We start from the raw sequence: 16,667 nt of genomic DNA on the forward strand, positions 1-16,667 counted from the left end.
AGTGAAATCGAATGAGGCCGGAATGGGCAGAACGGCAAGGCAGGACTGCGATCAATCCATCGGCGGTGCAACAGTGCGCCGCCGACAGGTTTTTTACATCCCCGGTTACGATCCCATCCACCCCCGCCGCTATCGTGAGCTTTACCGCAGCGAAAGCACCGCCCAGGCGGCGATCTCCGGCTACCAGATCTCGCAGCGCCCTAAACAGGCTGACGGTCCCTATGGCTGGCACGTAGAGGCCGAGATCGACGGGACCGAGGTGGCGGCCGATGTAGAGGTTCTGGTCTGGTCTGACATCGTGCGGGGCAGCATGGCGGCCTCCATCCCGGCGACCTATCTGCAACTGGCGCGCACCGCCTGGACCTATATCTCGACTGGCGCGCTTTTTCGCCTGATGCGTCTGCGCAAGGGGCCGGTGATTGCAGCGCTTTATCCGGTGGGCATGCTGCTGCTGCAATTGCTGCTGGCGCTGGCGTTGGGGGCTGTTGTCGGCGGTGCAATCGACTGGCTCGCACAATGGGCGCTCACCCCTGTGGCTGGGTCTCAGACAGCGGCGGTCGTCGGCGCGGTGGCATTCATTGCGGCGCTGATTTTAACTGCGATTGCACTGCTGCGCTGGTTCAAGGCGCGCGATGGTAAGCTCTTTGCCTATTACCTGATGCATGATTACGCCTATTCCGCAGCCTCGCGCGGGGCCAACCCGCCCGAGCTGGAGGCGCGCATAGCAGAGTTCCGGCAGCTGATCCGCCGCGCCATCGAAGAGAATACAGTGGATGAGGTTTTGGTCGTTGGCCACTCCTCCGGCGCCCATGTCGGTGTTTCGGTGCTGGCGGATCTGTTGCGCGAAGGGTTGCCCGCGGCGCGCCCGGCGTTGGGGTTTCTCAGCCTTGGTCAGGTGGTGCCGATGGTTTCCTTCCTGCCAAAGGCCGACCGGCTCCGCGGCGATCTGCGGTATCTGTCGGTCAGTCCGGAACTTTCTTGGGTAGATGTCAGCGCGCCGGGGGATGGCTGCGCCTTTGCCTTGTGCGATCCGGTCTGCGTCAGCGGCGTTGCACCAGATGAAAAACGCTGGCCACTGGTCGTTTCGGCGGCCTTTACACAAACGCTGAGCCCAGAGCGCTGGAAAGAGCTGCGTTGGCGGTTCTTCCGGCTGCATTTTCAGTATCTCTGCGCCTTTGACCGGCCCGGTGACTATGACTACTTTCAGATCACCGCAGGCCCCATCTCGCTGGCAGAGCGTTACGAGGGGCGGCCTGCGTCGAAATCCCGGATCGAGGCGCCGACCTCGGGCTATACCTCGGTGTCATCGCCATGACGCCCCTGCCACCCAAACCCGCCTCTCGTCCCGACAAAGTATCGCTCTGGCGCTATGTGAGGCTGTTTCGCAAGGACATCCTGTCGGCGCAGCCCGCGCGGCTTTACCGGGCCTGGATGGCGGAGTTCCGCACGCCCTTCTTCCGGTCCTTCCTGCTGAACCAGCCGGATCTGGTGAAAACCGTGCTGAAGGACCGCCCGGACGATTTCCCGAAATCGGACCGGATCAGCGAGGGGCTGAAGCCGCTGCTGGGTAATTCGGTGTTCCTGACCAACGGCGAAGTCTGGAAGCGCCAGCGCCGGATTATCGACCCGGCATTCGAAGGCGGGCGTCTGAAAGAGACCTTCCCGGCGATGCGTGCCGCTGCCGAAGCCGCTGCCGCGCGCCTCAAGGGGCAGGAGGGGGAGGTGGAGATCGAAGCAGTCACTTCGCATGTGGCGGCGGATGTGATTTTTCGCACGCTGTTTTCCATCCCCATCGAGCACGAGGTTGCCGCCCAGGTGTTTTCCCGCTTCCGGGACTACCAGCGCAGCCAGCCAATCCTGAATCTCGCCGCCTTTGTGCCGGTGCCGCGCTGGATGCCGCGTTTCTTTCGCAAGGGAACGCGGGAAAATGCTACGCGCATTCGCGCCCTGATTACCCAGCTGACGGATGAGCGAGCAGCCGAAATCGCTGCCGGGACCGCGCCGCAGGACCTTGCGACCAAGATCATGACCACTGCCGATCCGGAAACCGGGGCGCGCTTTTCCACCGAGGAAATGGTCGATCAGGTGGCAATCTTCTTTCTGGCCGGGCATGAAACCAGTGCTTCGGCGCTGGCCTGGACGCTTTATCTGATGGCGATTTATCCAGAGTGGCAGGAAAGGGTGGCCGAGGAAGCCGCCGCGCTTGAGGACGACAGTTTCGCCGCAGTATCCCGCCTGCGCATCAGCCGCGATGTGTTCCGCGAGGCGCTGCGGCTCTATCCGCCGGTGCCGATGATGGTACGCGAGGCGACGTGCCCCGAACGCTTCCGCGACCGCGAAGTGCCGAAAGGGTCGCAACTGGTGCTCAGCCCCTGGCACCTGCATCGCCACGAACGGCTGTGGGACAACCCGGATGGCTTTGATCCGGAGCGCTGGCAGACCGAGAATGGTAAAAAGTGTCAACGTGAAGCCTATATGCCGTTCTCGGCTGGTCCCCGGGTCTGCACCGGTGCTGGCTTTGCCATGGTCGAAGGGCCGTTGATTCTGTCGATGCTGCTGCGCCATTTCCGGGTGGCGCCGGTGGCAGGCAAGGAGCCCGTGCCGGTTGCACATCTAACGGTGCGGGCAAAGAATGGGATCTGGCTGCGGCTGGAGCGGCGGGATCAGTCCCCGGTCTGATGCGCCTGCAGGTGGCGCAGAACGTACAGGCGGATGGCCGAGGCCAGCCCGCATTCTGTTCCGCGTTCTTCATCAATGTCGGCGGCCAAGTCGTTGATTGCCCGGCCTTCCTTGGCGGCTATGGCGCGGAAGGCGGTCCAGAATTCATCCTCCAGCGAGACCGAGGTGCGGTGCCCGCGCAGGGTCAGGGAGTGTTTCTTGGGACGGTTGCTCATTCTTCGGACTTGTGACCGTCAAGTTGGCGGTCGCTTTTGTCACGCCGACTGCGGTCAAGCTGCTTTTCGGCCTTGCTGCGGCCGAATTTCACAGCGTTGGCATCAGCGCGGGCCTTTTTCTCGGCCCGCGCTTTTTGTTTTCTGAACCGGTTTAGATTGACCGGTTCCGCCATCAGGCCTTGGGCCCGATCATGTCTTCGGGGCGCACCACGGCGTCAAAGGTCGCTTCATCCACAAAGCCGAGCGCGATGGCTTCTTCCTTGAGGGTGGTGCCGTTCTTATGCGCGGTCTTGGCGACCTTGGTGGCGTTGTCATAGCCGATGGTCGGCGCCAGAGCGGTGACCAGCATCAGCGACTCTTTCATCAGCTTTTCGATGCGGGGCTCGTTGGCCTGAATGCCCATCAGCATCCGCTCGGTAAAGCTGTCCGCCGCATCACCCAGCAGCTGGATCGACTGCAGCAGGTTGTAGGACATCATCGGGTTGTAGACGTTCAGTTCGAAATGGCCCTGGCTGCCCGCGAATTTGATCGCGGCGTCGTTGCCCATGACGTGGGCGGCGACCTGTGTCAGCGCCTCTGCCTGTGTCGGGTTCACCTTGCCCGGCATAATCGAGGAACCGGGTTCGTTTTCCGGCAGGATCAGCTCACCCAGACCCGAACGCGGACCAGAGCCGAGGAAGCGGATGTCGTTTGCGATCTTGTAGCAGCTGCCTGCGATGGTCGCGAGTGCGCCGGACAGGAACACCATGGCGTCATGCGCGGCCAGTGCCTCGAACTTGTTCGGTGCGGTGACAAAGGGCAAGCCGGTGATCTCGGCCATGTTGGCCGCTACGGTCTCGCCCCAGCCGTTCTGGGTATTGAGCCCGGTGCCGACGGCGGTGCCGCCCTGTGCCAGCTCATAGATACCGGGCATCGCGGCCTCGACCCGTGCCAGACCCTGACGGATCTGATGCGCGTAGCCAGAGAATTCCTGGCCCAATGTCAGCGGGGTCGCGTCCTGGGTGTGGGTGCGACCGATCTTGATAATGTACTTGAACTCTTCGGACTTCTTTTCCAGCCCTTCGGCCAGTTTGGTCAGGCCCGGCACCAGCACGTCGCGTACGGACATGGCGGTGGCGATATGCATTGCGGTGGGGAATGTGTCGTTCGAGGACTGGCCCATGTTGCAGTGATCGTTGGGGTGCACCGGATCCTTGGAGCCGATGACGCCGCCGAGGATCTCGATCGCCCGGTTGGCGATCACCTCGTTCGAGTTCATGTTCGACTGGGTGCCGGAGCCGGTCTGCCAGACAACCAGCGGGAAGTTGTCGTCGAACTTGCCTTCGATCACCTCACCGGCGGCCTGGATCACTGCATCGGCGATCTTGGCGTCCATTTTGCCAGAGGCCTTGTTGGCCATGGCGCAGGCTTTCTTGATCACGCCCAGCGCGCGCACGATGGCGACGGGCTGTTTTTCCCAGCCAATGGGGAAGTTCATGATCGAACGCTGCGTTTGCGCGCCCCAGTATTTGTCGGAAGGAACTTCCAGCGGACCAAAGCTGTCTGTTTCGGTGCGGGTATCGGACATCTTGTCTCTCTCCGTCTCGTATGCCGTTGCATGCCGTTTAGCCGACGCCCGGGTCAGGCGCAATCGGCCAGTTGCGCGCATCATAGGGAAACGCGCGCGCGGGTATAGGGACAAATGGGCGCGCCGGATTGCCTGCGCCCTGAAATAAGCTAAAGTCACCGGAAGATACTTTCGCTCATCTGTAGACAAGGAACGCCAGTGCCCGATTATTCTGCCCCCTCCAGTCCATCAGCCGTTGCCCGCGTCAGGGCGTTTCCGGCCGTACGTGACGGTGTGGTATGGCTCCGCTGGGTCATGCTTCAGGCTGCGATGTTTTGTGCCGCAGTTATGCTGCTTGCGCAGGCGGCTATTGCGGATATCGCGCCGTTTGTCGGGGCTTACACCGGGTCGGTGATCGTCACCCATGCCAACGGTGAGAGCGAGCTGCGGGACATGAGCGTGACGATTGCTGAGGCCAAGAAGGGATTTACCGTCAAATGGAGCACCGTCACCATCAAAGGGGGCGGCAACCGCAAGGCAAAAACCTATGAGATCAGTTTCGTGGACAGCGATCGTTCGGGGATTTTTGCCGCTGCGATGGAGCAGAACGTCTTTGGCCATGCCGTCCAGATGGATCCGATGAAAGGCGATCCCTACGTCTGGAGCCGGATTGCCGGAGATACCTTTACGGTGTTTTCAATGTTCATCGCGCCGAACGGCGATTACGAGATGCAGCAATACGACCGCACCCTGGTCAAAGGGGGGCTGGACCTGAAGTATGTGGTCCATCGCAATGGTGAGCCGACCCGGATGGTTTCGACCTTTCTGAAACGTCAGGACTAACGCCGCGCCGACGGCTGATCGTTTAAACGGACAAAGGCCTTATTTGGGGTGTCTGAAAAAAACGCCACCCGCGACGCGCAAAAGGTTTAGCCGTATTTCGCGATCTGGGTTTTTGGTGATCCGGCGGGCCGCGACCGGCGGTTACTTGCGGAAGCTGTCCAGCGATACCACCTCGGCGTCGGTTTTCTCCGCCGTCTCGTCCGTGGTCGTATCTTCCTCGGGCGCGGTGGTGTCTTCGGGCTGTTCGTCCTCGACGTCGTCCTCGGCGGTTTCGAACCGCAGGCCGAATTCGACGGAGGGGTCCACGAAGGTTTTGATCGCGTCGTAAGGAATATAGAGCGGCTCTGGCGTTTCACCGAAATTGAGCGTGACGGCAAAGCCATCCTGATCGACGGCAAGATTGTCATACCAGTGCTGCATCACCACGGTCATTTCTTCCGGGTAGCGTTCGCGCAGCCAGTCGGCAAGCTGGGCATCGGGATGACGGGTGTCAAAGGTGATGAAGAAGTGATGATTGCCGGGCAGACCGTTGTCCGCCACATCCTGCAGGACGGTGCGGATCAGGCCGCGCATGGCGGAATGCATCAGGTTACCGTAGTCGATTTCTCGGGACACGCTGAGACCCCTTTTCTTTTCCCCTAGCATAGGGGATTCTCCGGGAAACGAAATAGTTACCGGAACCGATTTGTTAAAAAAACAACGGACCGGAGGGGGCATTTTCCGCTCTGGCACAGGGATTACGGGAGCAGCAGATCGGGTGCAGCCGCAACTGCGAGCCCCGCCACAACCATAAGCGCCAGAAGCCAGAGCAGCCGCCCGCGCAGCGCGATGGCCGCGCCCGCTGCCACTGCTGTCAGAAGCAGCGCCTCGGCGTCAAGGCTGCTCCAGTCCGGCACCACAAAGGACAGCGGCCCGACCTGTGTCTGCGGCAGGTCGCGGAACAGGACGTGCAGCAGGAACCAGACCGACAGGTTGAGGATGACACCGGTCACCGCAGCGGTGATCGCCTTTAGCGCGCTGCCAAGGCGGGGATGCTGGGACAGGCGCTCCACATAGGGGGCGGCGGTAAAGATCCACAGGAAGCAGGGCACGAAGGTCGCCCAGAGGGCCACCGCCCCGGCAGCCAGGAACACGGGCATCCCGCCGGTCGTCAGCCCGGCCAGCATTGCGATGAACTGGGTGACCAGAATCAGCGGTCCGGGGGTGGTTTCTGCAAGACCCAGCGCGTCGATCATCTGCCCGGCGGTGACCCAGCCATGCTGCTCGACCACGGTCTGGCTCATATAGGCGAGCACCGCATAGGCGCCGCCAAAGGTTACCACGGCGAGTTTGGCAAAGAACCAGCCAATGTCTGCCAGAAAGCCGAAGCCGGAAAAATGCAGCAGTGCCAGCGGCGTCAGCCAGAGAATGCTCCAGAAGGCAGCGATCCGCAGCGGCGATTGTGGCCCGTGTCCCTTTGTGACTTCTGCCGGTTCCGCTGCCGGTGTCTGGCCTTTCACAAGACCAAACAGACCTGCGCCCAGGACGACAACGGGAAAGGGTAAGCCAAGGAAAAACAATCCGACAAAGCCAAGTCCGGCGAGAGCCCAGTCGGAGCCTTTGCTGAGGGCCTTCTTGCTGAGCCGCCACAGGGCTTGCAGAACCACGATGATGACTGCTGCCTTGATCCCGGCAAAGGCGGCCTGAACCCCCGGCACGGTGCCAAAGGCAGCGTAAAGCCAGACCAATGCGGCGATAACTGCGGCGCCGGGCAGCACAAAGAGCAATCCGGCCAGAATCCCCCCAAAGGTGCCGCGCAGGCGCCAGCCGGTATAGGTGCACAGCTGCATCGCTTCGGGGCCGGGCAGCAGCATGCAGAAGGAGAGACCGCGCAGGAATTCATCTTCGCTAAGCCAGGGGCGCTGCTCCACCAGTTCGCGATGCATCAGGGCGATCTGGGCGGCGGGGCCGCCAAAGCTCAGCAGGCCGATACGAAGAAAAACGCGGAACAGATCGCGCAGATCCGGGCGGTCGGGCGTGAAACTGGCAGACAAGTCGATCTCCGCGGCTGATCGGGGCAGGGTCTTGCATGCCTATAGGGCAGCCGCGCCCGCGGAGACAGAAAAAACTAGCTTAGGCTGTGGAGGGATTACTGAGCCCAGATCAATTGCTCGCCTGTGAGGCAGATCGGGAGGGAATCCTCGGGCAGCTGGCCAAGCTGCTCGAACATCTTCATGTAGTCTATGGTTGCAATAAGTTCTGTCACTATTGCTTCTTTGACCCGGGCGATGATCTGCCCGGTAAAGCGAACGTCATCCCCAGTTGCGGCGGATTGCGCCTGCACGATCAACTTTACTGCAACCCATTCCCCCTGCTCGACAGGATAGGCGTATTCGAAGTGAATATTCTTTAGCAGGTCATTCAACGCGGTGACCACTTCGCCATAGTTCTGTGGCGCAGCCAGCTCTGATATCGCTCCCTGCATCGTGGTGCCAGAATTGGAGAGGGCATTTATGGCGGCCGTATCCGCCTCTTCCCAAAGCTCGTGAAACCATTGCTTTACAGTCTCAAGAACGCTGCCTGTCTGATGAGTCATTCGTTGGGGTCTCGGTTGGTCAGAGTTGAAGTGTCAATCCGGTACTTGTTACCAACAGTGAAGTCGAGAGGGCTTGTGGCTGCGAATCAACCACTTTTACGTGTGTATCGTTTCTGGTGAAAAGGGTGGGTTGAGTCCGTTTGTGGGGCTGGCGGTCTAATGCGCCGTGGCGAGGCTGTGGGGTGTCTGTCTGACCCAATCGAGCCGCTGCCCGGTCATGCAGATCGGGATCGTGTCGGGCGGCAACAGGTCCATTTGCTCCAGCAGGCAGATATAGTCGACGTGATTATAGGCTTCGGCGATCCTGCCGTTTTCGAACCGGGCCATGACCTGCCCTGAAACCTCAAGCGGGGCGCCCGTGTCGGTTCTTGAGGTGCGTACGACGAGAAAGGCTGAAACCCAGTCGCCTTCGGCGATCACTTTGGGCAGGTCCACTTCAAACCGCCCGACCTGGGCCTGAAAGGTCATGATAAGGTCTCGGAAATCATCGATTCCCATCTGCATTTCAGGAACGATTCCCTTGGCGATGGTGTCCGGTGCAATGAAATCTGTGATCGCGTCCAGGTTTCCTTTTTCCCAGACCTCGGTATACCAGTTTCGCAAGCGTTGAGCGTTGGTCATCACAGTTCTCCGTCTTGCGCATAGGATGCGCCCAGAGTCTGAATAAAACCTATACGGGTGCCTGTGATCGTTGAGAAAGCTGGGGAAAAGTGCAGGTTTCTGTTGCCAGGTACCTGCGAACCCCGCCTAACGCGGCTAGGCGCTAGGACTTAAAGTCGGTTCGACTCGAACTGCTTACGCAGCCAGAGCAACCGGAGCACGATTGTCGTTTGCAATTGTACTAGTTTCGCCGATAACGGTGGCAGACAGCCGAGACAAAGCTAACCCCTTTAGACGTTCGTCGATCCTGTTTCGGCCCCATGATCCCCAAACGAAGGATATATGGTGGAGCCGCCGGGTACCGCCCCCGGGTCCGATCCGCTTATTACGAGCGCGTTTATGTCCATAGTTCCACGAGGGAACAGTGAGAACATAGGTGCTGACCGGGCGGAGTTAAAGGGGCAAATCGGATAGACAGCGCGAATTTTGTGGGCCGAATTACCTGCGATCAGGCGTCAGGTAGAGACCGCCGCAGCACGTGCGGCAAAGACATCCGAGGCCAGCTTGCGCGTTTCCTTTTCCAGATCACTGAGGCCTTCGCTGGCAGCGGTGCCGTCACCGGATTCGATGGCATCCGCGATGCGTCCGTGCAAATCCACGATACGTGCACGGTCCCTTGCGGTGAAGGTGATCATGTTCATCAGCGGCTGCATCGCCTCGACTGCGCCAGCCAGCTGATAGGACAGTACTGGATTGCCCGCGCCATCGACGAGCGCACGGTGAAAGGCAACATCCGAGGCGCAGAAGGCTTCATCGGTCAGGCCGGGCTGGGACTGGCGGAACATCTCTGTCCGCATCGTGGCCAGTTGATCGGCTGTGCGCCGCTGGGCCGACAAGGGCGCGCAGGCGCGCTCCAGCGCATAACGCGCTTCGCAGGCTGTGTCGAAACTGACCGCATTCATCGACAGCAGCAGGGTCGAGGTGGTCACCTGCTGGGGGTAGGCATCCTCAAAACTCAATCGGTTGACGAAGGCGCCGCCGGTGGCGCCGCGCTGCGTACGGATCAGCGATTGCGCCGCAAGCCGTTTCAACGCTTCGCGTACGGTCGGGCGGGACACCTGAAAATGGTCGGCCAGTTCGGCCTCGGAAGGAAGTCGTTCATCGACGATCAGCTGACCGCCGATAATCGCGTCCTTGATTGCCTGTGCGATTTGCACAGAGAGGTCGTCGGAACTGGAAGGGTCGATTTTCATGGGTACTGTCCTGTCGATATCCGGCGTCATTACCATATCGTGAGGGGCTGTAAAAATCATTTGTCAGACATTTAAAAGTCTGACATTTGGGAAACAAGCGTTGAGTCGCGGTTTCCGACCCTTGGGTGAAGCGTAAAACCCTGTTCCGGTGAGGATGAGGAGGACCGCAGGCTACTGGGCAACGCGCCTTGCCAGGGAGGATTTGCAATGGCACTGATTTCACCGTCGCGTCGGCTGCGGCGCACCCCGTTTTCCCAAGGTGTGGAAGAGGCCGGAGTGCGCGCCTACACCGTTTACAACCACATGCTGCTGCCCACGGTTTTCGAAAGCGTCGAGGCGGATTACCATCATCTGAAAAACCATGTTCAGGTCTGGGATGTGGCCTGTGAGCGCCAGGTTGAACTGCGTGGACCTGATGCCGGGCGCCTGATGCAGATGCTGACCCCGCGCGATCTGCGCGGGATGACGGCAGGCCAGTGTTTCTACGTGCCCATCGTCGATGAAACCGGCGGCATGCTGAACGATCCCGTGGCAGTGAAGCTGGCCGAGGACCGCTGGTGGATCTCCATCGCGGACAGCGACCTTCTTTACTGGGTGAAGGGGATCGCCAATGGCTGGCGTCTGGATGTGCTGGTGGACGAACCCGATGTCTCACCGCTGGCCGTGCAGGGACCCAAGGCCGAGGAGCTGATGGTGCGCGTCTTTGGCGAAAGCATCCGCAATATCCGCTTCTTCCGCTTCGGGGTTTATCAGTTCCAGGGGCATGATCTGGTTATTGCGCGCTCGGGGTATTCCAAACAGGGCGGGTTCGAGATCTACGTGGAGGGCAGCGAATTTGGCATGCCACTGTGGCGCAAGCTGTTCGAGGCGGGTGAGGATCTTGAGGTCCGCGCGGGCTGTCCGAACCTGATCGAACGGATCGAGGGCGGCTTGCTCAGCTACGGTAACGACATGACCGATGACAACACGCCGCATGAATGTGGTCTGGGCCGGTTCTGCAATACCCATACGGCGATTGGCTGTATCGGCCGGGATGCGTTGTTGCGGGTCGCCAAGGAAGGGCCGGTACAGCAGATCCGCCCGATTGCCATCGACGGGGATGCCGTGCCACCCTGTGATCAGTTTTGGTCGGTGTTTGCAGGCGGTCGTCCGGCGGGGCGAATTTCCTCGGCGGCCTGGTCGCCCGATTTCCGCACCAATGTGGCAATCGGCATGATCCGCATGACTCATTGGGATGCGGGCTCAAGACTTGAGGTGGAAACACCCGACGGTATGCGCACGGCCACCGTGCGCGAGAAATTCTGGATGTGAAACGAGGGGAAGCATGATGTTCAACGCATTGGTCGTGAATAAGGACGAAGACACCGGAAAGACATCTGCGGCGGTCGAGCAGATCAGCCTTGATGACCTGCCGGAGGCCGAGGTGACTGTGGCGGTGGACTATTCCACCGTGAACTACAAGGACGGGCTCTGCATCGGCCCTGGTGGCGGTCTGGTCCGCAAATACCCGCATATTCCCGGCATCGACTTTGCCGGTACGGTCGAGGCGTCTTCGGATGCGCGTTACAAGGCGGGGGACAAGGTGGTCCTGACCGGCTGGCGCGTGGGAGAGGCCCATTGGGGCGGTTACTCCCAAAAGGCCCGCGTGCGCGCCGATTGGCTGGTACCGCTGCCCGAAGGGCTGACAACCCGCCAGGCGATGGCAGTGGGAACCGCTGGGTTCACCGCCATGCTGGCGGTCATGGCGCTGGAGGATCACGGGCTGCAAAAGGACCACGGTCCGGTTCTGGTCACCGGCGCCGCTGGTGGGGTTGGCTCTGTTGCAACCGCGATTCTGGCCAATCTCGGCTATGAGGTCGCGGCCGTGACCGGCCGTCCAGAGACCGCAGATTACCTGCGCAGCCTTGGCGCGACACAGATCGTGGCCCGTGAAGAAATCAATGAGACGGTCAAACGCCCGCTGGAAAGCGAAACCTGGGCAGGCTGCGTTGATGCGGTTGGCGGGGCGATGCTGGCACGTGTGCTGGGGCAGATGAAATACGGTGCCTCCGTTGCGGCGGTGGGTCTTGCTGGTGGGGCGAACCTGCCCGCAACTGTGGTGCCCTTCCTTTTGCGCGGGGTGAACCTGCTGGGTATCGATTCCGTCATGCAGCCCTATGACAACCGCCTGCGCGCCTGGGAGCGGATCGCAACGGATCTACCGATGGACAAACTGGAGGCGATGATCCAGCCCGCAACTCTGCAGGATCTGCCGCAATTGGGCGCAGACATCCTCAAAGGGCAGGTCAAAGGCCGCGTCGTGGTGGATGTGAACGGGTAACGGAAACACCGTTTTTCTGAGACGAAGGGAGCGCGCAGGGTTGATACTGCGCGCTCTTTCTTTTGGCGACGCATCTGGCGCCTCACGCGGCAGGACGGTTCCACCGCGTACCGGCGCTTGACCTTGCACGGCAAGATCTGCATCCCTTTTGCGAACACAAAAGCAGGGGAATGACAGATGGCGCTGGATATTGATTTTGTACGCGGGCAGTTCCCGGCCTTTGCCGAACCCACGCTGCAAGGGCAGGCTTTCTTTGAAAACGCAGGCGGCTCTTATACCTGCAAGCCGGTGATTGATCGTCTGATGCGCTATTACACCCAGCGCAAGGTGCAGCCCTATGCGCCTTACGAGGCCTCGACCCTGGCCGGGGCAGAGATGGATGAGGCCCGGCAACGGCTTGCGGCAATCCTGGGAGTGGATACCGATGAGGTCAGCTTTGGCCCCTCGACCACGCAGAACACCTATGTTCTGGCGCAGGCCTTCCGGCAGTTCCTGTCCCCGGGGGAGGCGATCATCGTCACCAACCAGGATCACGAGGCCAATACCGGTCCCTGGCGGCGGCTGGCCGAAGAGGGCATCGAGGTCCGTGAATGGAAGATCGACCCTGCCACTGGTCATCTGGATCCGGCGGATCTGGAGACGCTGCTGGATGAAAACGTGCGCCTTGTTTGCTTTCCCCATTGCTCGAACGTGGTGGGAGAGATCAACCCGGTGACCGAGATAACCGCGCTTTGCCATGCAGCGGGGGCCTTTGTCTGCGTCGACGGGGTGTCCTACGCGCCGCATGGGCTGCCCAACGTCGGGGAGCTGGGACCGGACATTTACCTATTCTCGGCCTATAAGACCTATGGTCCGCATCAGGGGATCATGGTCATCCGCCGCGCGCTGGGCGAAATCCTTCCGAACCAGGCGCATTATTTCAACGGCGACGTTCTCTACAAGCGCTTCACCCCTGCGGGACCCGATCACGCACAGGTCGCGGCCAGCGCCGGTATGGCGGATTATATCGACGCCCTGTGCGATCATCACGGCGGCCCTACCGAAGACGCAGCAGCGCGCGCCGGGTTCGTGCACGATCTGATGCGTGACCACGAGGTCAAACTGCTGCAACCGCTGTTGGATGCGCTGAAGGACCGCAACGATCTGCGCCTCATCGGCCCAAGCGACGCCGCCGTGCGCGCGCCGACCGTGGCTGTTGCCGTCAACCGGTCTGGCGCTGGGCTGGCAGAGGAACTGGCCGGGCACGGTATAATGGCGGGCGGCGGGGATTTCTACGCGGTGCGCGCGCTCTCGGCGATGGGGGTGGACCCGGAACAGGGCGTCCTTCGGATGAGTTTTACCCATTACACCAACGAAAATGAGGTGACGCAGCTGATCGAGGCCCTAGATCGCGTGCTGTAACGAGAATGGCAGCACAGGACTCTCAGACATATGACCAGCAATGCCCCGGTGATCTGGTGGATCCGGCGCGATCTGCGCCTTGCGGATAATCCGGCCCTGACGGAGGCGGCGCGCAGCGGCGCGCCCGTTATCCCGCTATATATTCTGGATGCGCAGGACAAGGCGCTGGGCGCTGCCCCGAAATTCCGTCTTGGCCTTGGGCTGGAGAAACTTGCCGAAACGCTGGCCGCGCGGGGCAGCCGACTGATCTTCCGCCGCGGCGATGCGCAAGAGGTTCTGCGGCAGGTGATTGATGAGACCGGGGCAGGGAGCGTCGTCTGGTCGCGGCTTTATGATCCCGAGGCCATCGCGCGGGATACAGCGATCAAGGAAGATCTGAAGGCCGCCGGGATCGCTGTGAAATCCCACGGCGGGCGGCTGCTCTTTGAACCCTGGACGGTCGAGACCAAGGCGGGGGGCATGTTCAAGGTCTACACCCCGTTCTGGAAAGCCGTTCGCGATCGCCAGCCCGCCGATTTGCTGCCCGAGCCGGGCAAGCTGTCCGCGCCGGAGAGCTGGCCGGACAGCGATGCGGTGGCGGATTGGCAGATGGGCGCGGCGATGCGGCGCGGCGCCGATATCGTGCGGGCGCACTGCAATGTTGGCGAACAAGCGGCGCTGGACCGTCTTGACGGGTTCCTTGAGGAGGCCGTCGCCCGCTACAAGGATCGCCGTGATTACCCAGCCGAGGATGCAACCTCGAACCTGTCGGAAAACCTCGCCTGGGGTGAGATCAGCCCGCACCGGATGTGGCAGCTGGGCCAGCGCGCGATGGCAGGCAGCGGGAAAGGCGCGGAACATTTCCTGAAAGAGGTGGTCTGGCGCGAGTTTGCCTACCACCTGATGTATCACAGCCCGCAGATCCTGACGGAAAACTGGCGGCCAGAATGGGATGGTTTTGGCTGGTCCAGCGAGATCACCCCGGATGTGGAGGCCTGGCAGCGGGGGCAGACCGGTTATGACTTTGTCGATGCCGCCATGCGGGAAATGTATGTCACCGGCAGGATGCACAACAGATCGCGCATGATCGTGGCAAGTTTCCTGACCAAACATCTGATGGTGCATTGGAAGGTCGGGATGGACTGGTTTGCGGATTGTCTGGTGGACTGGGATCCGGCCGCCAATGCGATGGGCTGGCAATGGACCACAGGCTCCGGCCCGGATGCGGCGCCGTTCTTCCGCATCTACAATCCGGAAGGCCAGATCGACAAGTTCGACGCCGATCGCCGCTATATCCGCCGCTGGATCGCCGAAGGGCAGCGCACACCGCCGCAAAGCGCGACCAGCTTTTTTGATGCGGCGCCGCTCAGCTGGGGCCTGTCCCCGGACCAGATGCGCGCCCGGCCCCTGATCGATCTGAAAGCGGGGCGGGAGCGCGCCTTGGAGGCTTATGGGCAACACCGCAGCGCCGGACAGAAGGCAGGCTGAGCGGCGCCGAGCAGGGGACGCTTTGTTGCCCAGTTGCGCATGGTGGCAGAACTTGTTCCCTGCACTCTTGTCTGCGGGGCGGGAACCGGCGAAATTGCTAGGCAATGCAGGATGCGGTGGCCGTTTGGGGGCAACCGCCACAACAGGAACGGAACCCGCCGGGATGCCAAACGGAGCACGACTGATCGCAGCCCTGTCGATGGCGCTGCTTGCCTTTGTTGTTTCGGGCATGATCATGCCCCTGATGCCCGAGGGTACCGATTTTGGCTATTTCACCTATGTGAACATGGCCATCGGGGTCGTCTGCGGCTGGATCTTGATGGGGCGACGGGCCGGTCATGGTCTGGTGCCTGCCATCAACAACGGGATCACCGGCATGGCGGTGATGGTGTTCTGGGGTCTGTTCGTGCAGGGCGTCTGGGAGATGTTCCGGCTGGCCATGCGGCACCGGTTTGACGGGCCGTTCGAGGCGCTTACCGCGATCTTCACCATCGCGCTGGATTATTTCTTTGTGATGGCAGTGCCGCACGTCCTGCTGGCGCTGGTGATCGGCGGGGTTCTGGCGGGCCTTGCAACCGAGAACGCTCACAACCGCTGGCGCTGACTGTCAATTTTCACTTCATAACGGGAGCGCCTTGTGGCTGATCTCTTTTTATACGGCACGCTGCGCTATGTGCCGCTGCTGGAATGCGTTCTGGGACGCAGCGCCAAAAGTCTTGATGCGCGGCAGGCGCAGCTTGCCGATCACGCAGTGCGGCAGGTCAGGGACCAGCCCTTTCCCGCCATCGAGGCCTGCGAAGGCGCCTCTGCGCCGGGGCTGCTGCTGCGCGGTGTGACGCAGCAGGATCTCGACGCGCTCAATTTCTATGAAGGCGGTTTCGATTATGCGCTGAAACAGGTGGAGGTGCGCCTGGAGGGGGGAGAGCCTGCGCATGCAGAGGTATATTTCCCCGCGCCCGGTATGTGGGATACCACTGAGCTTTGGGATCTGGATGAGTGGATCGCAGATTGGGGCGCGCTGTCACTGCGCGCTGCCGAGGAGGTCATGGACCTGCGCGGTTGCAAATCGGCTGAGGAGATCGCCCGGATCTTCCCCTCGATCCGCCGCCGCGCCGCGTCCTGGTTGGCGGCGCAGGCCCGGCCAGAGGATCCGGCCCACGATCTGGCGCGGGATGTGCGGGTGCACGGCCACAAACGTGCCTATGTGAATTTTTTCGCCATGGAAGAGATGGATCTGCAGTTCCGCCGCTACGATGGCAGCTTCAGCCCGGTGGTGAACCGGGGCGTGGCGCTGGTTGGACGGGCGGCGGTGGTTCTGCCCTATGATCCGGTCCGCGATCAGGTGCTGCTGATCGAGCAGTTCCGCGCCGCGACCTATATTGCCGGGGAAAAACGCCCCTGGATGTGGGAGCCGGTGGCGGGTCTGATCGACCCCGGTGAAACGCCGGAAGAAACCGCTCGGCGCGAAGCACAGGAAGAGGCGGGCGTAGCCGTCACCCAGCTGGAGCGTGTGGCCGAGGTCTACCCCTCAAGCGGCGCTTCAGGTGAATTCATTCACATTTTTGTGGGGCTTGCCGATCTTGATACGGTCGAAGGTGGCGGCGGGCTGGCCAGTGAACACGAGGACATCCGCAGTAAAGTCATTTCGTTCTCTGAATTTATCGATGCGGTGGACAGGAATACCTATCAGGACATGCCTTTGGTAACGGCAGCGCTTTGGCTGGCCCGGCACCGGGACAGGCTTCGCGCGCACATCGATTGAGCGGGG

At 61.3% G+C, this 16,667-nt stretch carries 17 protein-coding genes and 1 other RNA gene; 9 read left to right on the forward strand and 9 right to left on the reverse strand.

Annotation, left to right across the window (positions count from 1 at the left end):
* Positions 1 to 22: 22 nt before the first annotated feature.
* Positions 23 to 1,315, forward strand: coding sequence for a hypothetical protein (locus tag SM765_RS02070; protein ID WP_274836909.1), 1,293 nt, complete (start codon positions 23 to 25; stop codon positions 1,313 to 1,315).
* Positions 1,312 to 2,679: a cytochrome P450 gene (locus SM765_RS02075; RefSeq protein WP_274833894.1), complete on the forward strand. Its 1,368-nt coding sequence runs from the start codon at positions 1,312 to 1,314 to the stop codon at positions 2,677 to 2,679. The genes SM765_RS02070 and SM765_RS02075 overlap by 4 nt, the downstream gene beginning before the upstream one ends.
* Here the strand turns inward: SM765_RS02075 and SM765_RS02080 are convergent.
* From SM765_RS02080 to fumC, 3 genes are read right to left on the reverse strand one after another with little or no spacing between them, the layout of a single operon-like run.
* Positions 2,664 to 2,894, reverse strand: a complete 231-nt coding sequence (locus tag SM765_RS02080; protein ID WP_065273393.1) for a ribbon-helix-helix domain-containing protein — start codon at positions 2,892 to 2,894, stop codon at positions 2,664 to 2,666. The two genes, SM765_RS02075 and SM765_RS02080, sit on opposite strands and share 16 nt — an antisense overlap.
* Complete coding sequence (locus SM765_RS02085) at positions 2,891 to 3,067, reverse strand: DUF4169 family protein (RefSeq protein WP_065273394.1); 177 nt, start codon at positions 3,065 to 3,067, stop codon at positions 2,891 to 2,893. The genes SM765_RS02080 and SM765_RS02085 overlap by 4 nt, the downstream gene beginning before the upstream one ends.
* On the reverse strand, positions 3,067 to 4,461 hold the full coding sequence (gene fumC / locus SM765_RS02090; protein ID WP_274836915.1) for a class II fumarate hydratase: 1,395 nt from the start codon (positions 4,459 to 4,461) through the stop codon (positions 3,067 to 3,069). Before fumC ends, SM765_RS02085 begins: the two co-directional genes overlap by 1 nt.
* 327 nt (positions 4,462 to 4,788) lie before the next feature.
* Here fumC and SM765_RS02095 point away from each other — a divergent pair, with 327 nt between their 5' ends.
* A complete protein-coding gene (locus tag SM765_RS02095; RefSeq protein WP_274833896.1) occupies positions 4,789 to 5,283 on the forward strand; it encodes a hypothetical protein in 495 nt (164 codons plus the stop codon).
* 141 nt (positions 5,284 to 5,424) lie between these two features.
* On the opposite strand, the gene SM765_RS02100 is transcribed toward SM765_RS02095, so the two are convergent.
* The 6 genes from SM765_RS02100 to SM765_RS02125 all read right to left on the reverse strand — a co-directional run bounded on the left by SM765_RS02100 (position 5,425) and on the right by SM765_RS02125 (position 9,711).
* On the reverse strand, positions 5,425 to 5,898 hold the full coding sequence (locus SM765_RS02100; RefSeq protein WP_274833897.1) for an SspB family protein: 474 nt from the start codon (positions 5,896 to 5,898) through the stop codon (positions 5,425 to 5,427).
* Positions 5,899 to 6,020: 122 nt separating this feature from the next.
* Positions 6,021 to 7,322, reverse strand: coding sequence for a chromate efflux transporter (chrA, locus tag SM765_RS02105; protein WP_425537293.1), 1,302 nt, complete (start codon positions 7,320 to 7,322; stop codon positions 6,021 to 6,023).
* An 89-nt stretch (positions 7,323 to 7,411) separates the two neighbouring features.
* On the reverse strand, positions 7,412 to 7,858 hold the full coding sequence (locus SM765_RS02110) for an ester cyclase (RefSeq protein WP_065273398.1): 447 nt from the start codon (positions 7,856 to 7,858) through the stop codon (positions 7,412 to 7,414).
* Positions 7,859 to 8,014: 156 nt separating this feature from the next.
* Positions 8,015 to 8,479, reverse strand: a complete 465-nt coding sequence (locus SM765_RS02115; RefSeq protein ID WP_274833901.1) for an ester cyclase — start codon at positions 8,477 to 8,479, stop codon at positions 8,015 to 8,017.
* Between the two features lie 88 nt (positions 8,480 to 8,567).
* Positions 8,568 to 8,920: a transfer-messenger RNA gene (gene ssrA, locus SM765_RS02120) on the reverse strand.
* 53 nt (positions 8,921 to 8,973) lie between these two features.
* Positions 8,974 to 9,711, reverse strand: a complete 738-nt coding sequence (locus tag SM765_RS02125; protein ID WP_065273400.1) for a FadR/GntR family transcriptional regulator — start codon at positions 9,709 to 9,711, stop codon at positions 8,974 to 8,976.
* A 207-nt stretch (positions 9,712 to 9,918) separates the two neighbouring features.
* Between SM765_RS02125 and SM765_RS02130 the strand changes: the two genes are divergently transcribed.
* The 6 genes from SM765_RS02130 (at position 9,919) to SM765_RS02155 (ending at position 16,661) form a co-directional block, all read left to right on the forward strand.
* Positions 9,919 to 11,022 carry a dimethylsulfoniopropionate demethylase gene (locus SM765_RS02130; protein ID WP_274827979.1) on the forward strand — a complete coding sequence of 368 codons (1,104 nt, stop codon included), beginning with the start codon at positions 9,919 to 9,921 and terminating at the stop codon, positions 11,020 to 11,022.
* 16 nt (positions 11,023 to 11,038) lie between these two features.
* Positions 11,039 to 12,031 carry an acryloyl-CoA reductase gene (acuI, locus tag SM765_RS02135; RefSeq protein ID WP_274836918.1) on the forward strand — a complete coding sequence of 331 codons (993 nt, stop codon included), beginning with the start codon at positions 11,039 to 11,041 and terminating at the stop codon, positions 12,029 to 12,031.
* A 177-nt stretch (positions 12,032 to 12,208) separates the two neighbouring features.
* Entirely contained in the window at positions 12,209 to 13,432 is a 1,224-nt protein-coding gene (locus SM765_RS02140; protein ID WP_274833904.1) for an aminotransferase class V-fold PLP-dependent enzyme, read from the forward strand.
* Between the two features lie 30 nt (positions 13,433 to 13,462).
* Positions 13,463 to 14,899 (forward strand): cryptochrome/photolyase family protein, encoded by a 1,437-nt coding sequence (locus tag SM765_RS02145; protein WP_368981402.1) that lies wholly within the window; start codon positions 13,463 to 13,465, stop codon positions 14,897 to 14,899.
* Positions 14,900 to 15,062: 163 nt separating this feature from the next.
* Positions 15,063 to 15,503 carry a TrgA family protein gene (locus SM765_RS02150; RefSeq protein ID WP_274836923.1) on the forward strand — a complete coding sequence of 147 codons (441 nt, stop codon included), beginning with the start codon at positions 15,063 to 15,065 and terminating at the stop codon, positions 15,501 to 15,503.
* A 33-nt stretch (positions 15,504 to 15,536) separates the two neighbouring features.
* Positions 15,537 to 16,661 carry an NUDIX domain-containing protein gene (locus SM765_RS02155; RefSeq protein WP_274836924.1) on the forward strand — a complete coding sequence of 375 codons (1,125 nt, stop codon included), beginning with the start codon at positions 15,537 to 15,539 and terminating at the stop codon, positions 16,659 to 16,661.
* Positions 16,662 to 16,667: the final 6 nt, after the last annotated feature.

It is taken from the genome of Pseudophaeobacter sp. 1A09344 (assembly GCF_041008745.1).
GTDB lineage: Bacteria > Pseudomonadota > Alphaproteobacteria > Rhodobacterales > Rhodobacteraceae > Phycobacter > Phycobacter gallaeciensis_A.